Raw genomic sequence first — 2,150 nt, 5'->3', positions numbered from 1 at the left:
GTCGATCACGTCATGGGCCTGGGTGCCTCCATCGAAGTGGTCAGCGACGGCATCGAGCAGGGCATTGCCCGCATCCTTTCGCGCAACTACGTGACCCTGCTGCCGATCCTCGCCAACCGCCTGCGCCAGGTCGACCAGGACAGCTGGCGCATCGACTTCCCGTATGCCAGCGATGCCTGCCGCGCCGCTTCCGGCAACTGCAAGTGCAAATCCACGCCGCGCAACAAGCGCGTGCTGGTGATCGGCGACGGCAAGTCCGACATGTGCGTGGCCTCCACTGCAGACTTCGTGTTCGCCAAAGGCAGCCTCGCCGAGTACTGCGTCGCCCATCAGATTCCTCATGCGCGCTTCGACACCTTTGCGCAGGTGCCGGCGTTGCTGGCCAAGCTGCCACAAGGCCTCGCTGCCAACGCCACCACCTTCAACACCTCTTCTGACCATCAGGAACTCTTCCATCATGTCTGATATCCGTATCGCTACCGCCGAAGACCAGGTGCTTCTGGATAAAGAAGCCAAGTATTGCTCCTACGGCGACACTGTTCACTACATCGAGCCACCGCGGATTTTCAGCCGCTGCGAAGGCTCTTATGTGTGGGACACCGAAGACCAGGCCTACCTCGACCTGCAAATGTGGTACTCGGCCGTCAACTTCGGCTATGCCAACCCGCGCCTGAACAACGCGCTGAAAAAGCAGATCGACACCCTGCCGCAAATCGCCAGCCAGTATCTGCACAAAGGCAAGATCGAGCTGTCGGAAATGATCGCGGTCGATGCCAAGAACAAGTTCGGCCTCGACGGCCGTGTGCACTTCAACGTCGGCGGTTCGCAGTCCATCGAAGATTCCCTGAAGGTGGTGCGCAACGCCAGCAACGGTAAAAGCCTGATGTTCGCCTTCGAAGGCGGCTACCACGGGCGCACCCTCGGCGCCTCGTCGATCACCTCCAGCTTCCGCTATCGTCGTCGCTACGGCCACTTTGGCGAACGCGCCAATTTTATCCCCTTCCCTTACCACTTCCGTGGCCCGAAGGGCATGACCAAGGAAGAGTACGGCAGCCATTGCGTGCAGCAGTTCGCCCGCTTGTTCGAGACCGAATACAACGGTGTCTGGGACCCTAAAACCAACCAGTGCGAATACGCAGCTTTCTATGTCGAGCCGATCCAGGGCACCGGTGGCTACGTGATCCCGCCGATGAATTTCTACCGCGAGCTCAAGCACGTCCTGGACCAGCACGGCATCCTGATGGTGTCCGACGAAATCCAGATGGGCTTCTATCGCACCGGCAAACTCTGGTCAATCGAGCACTTCGACGTACAACCGGACGTGATCGTGTTCGGCAAGGCGCTGACCAATGGCCTCAACCCATTGGGCGGTATCTGGGCCCGTGAAGAGTTGATCAACCCGAAGGTGTTTCCGCCAGGTTCGACTCACTCCACCTTCGCCTCCAACCCGTTGGGTACCGCGGTGGGCCTGGAAATGTTCAAGATGACCAGCGAAGTCGACTACGGCGCCATGGTCATGGCCAAGGGCAAATACTTCCTGGAAGGCCTGCAAGACTTGCAAAAACGCTTCCCGATCATCGGCGATGTGGACGGCCTGGGCCTGGCACTGCGCTGCGAGATCTGCGGCCCGGATGGCTTCACCCCGGACAAGGCGACCCTGGACTATATGGTCGAAGAAGGCATGAAAGGCGATATGGTGGTAGACGGCCAGAAACTGGGGCTGATCCTCGACGTGGGCGGTTACTACAAGAACGTGATCACCCTGGCGCCGTCCCTGGAAATCAGCTACCCGGAAATCGACCTGGGCCTGAAGTTGCTGGAGCAACTGCTGGTGCGAGCGACCACGCGGTGAATGCTCAAGGGATCGACCTCGGTGAAGGCACTGCCGGTTTCGTTCTCGGTAATGGTCCGGTCGGGATCCTGTTGATCCACGGCCTGACCGGCACACCGACCGAGTTGCGCCAGGTCGCCAAGGGCCTGGCCAAGGCGGGTAACTGCACGGTGTATGTGCCCACGCTGGCCGGGCACTGCGGCGACAACAGCGACTTGCAGGCCACTGGCTGGCAGGACTGGTACGAAGGCGTGCGCAAGACCTTCGTACAGGTCAAGCAACGCCATGGGCAGGTGTTTGTCGGCGGTTTGTCCATGGG

The 2,150-nt window shown here is 60.2% G+C and carries 3 protein-coding genes; all 3 read left to right on the top strand.

The features are described from left to right. Positions 1-465 (top strand): hypothetical protein (locus tag TX24_RS30085; RefSeq protein WP_057712114.1); only part of this gene is annotated, 465 nt, incomplete at its 5' end. After that, positions 458-1,852 carry an aspartate aminotransferase family protein gene (locus tag TX24_RS30080; RefSeq protein WP_032893337.1) on the top strand — a complete coding sequence of 465 codons (1,395 nt, stop codon included), beginning with the start codon at positions 458-460 and terminating at the stop codon, positions 1,850-1,852. The genes TX24_RS30085 and TX24_RS30080, both read left to right, overlap by 8 nt. Next, positions 1,849-2,150 (top strand): alpha/beta hydrolase (locus TX24_RS30075; RefSeq protein ID WP_338059768.1); only part of this gene is annotated, 302 nt, incomplete at its 3' end. The genes TX24_RS30080 and TX24_RS30075, both read left to right, overlap by 4 nt.

It is taken from the genome of Pseudomonas lactis, from assembly GCF_001439845.1.
Lineage (GTDB): Bacteria > Pseudomonadota > Gammaproteobacteria > Pseudomonadales > Pseudomonadaceae > Aquipseudomonas > Aquipseudomonas lactis.
Note: the sequence above shows the minus strand (reverse complement) of the source record. Positions and strands in the feature narration are given on the sequence as shown.

Bases quoted from the DNA above. Each gene is read 5' to 3' on its own strand.
- TX24_RS30080 (WP_032893337.1), top strand. From the start codon at position 458: ATGTCTGATATCCGTATCGCTACCGCCGAAGACCAGGTGCTTCTGGAT.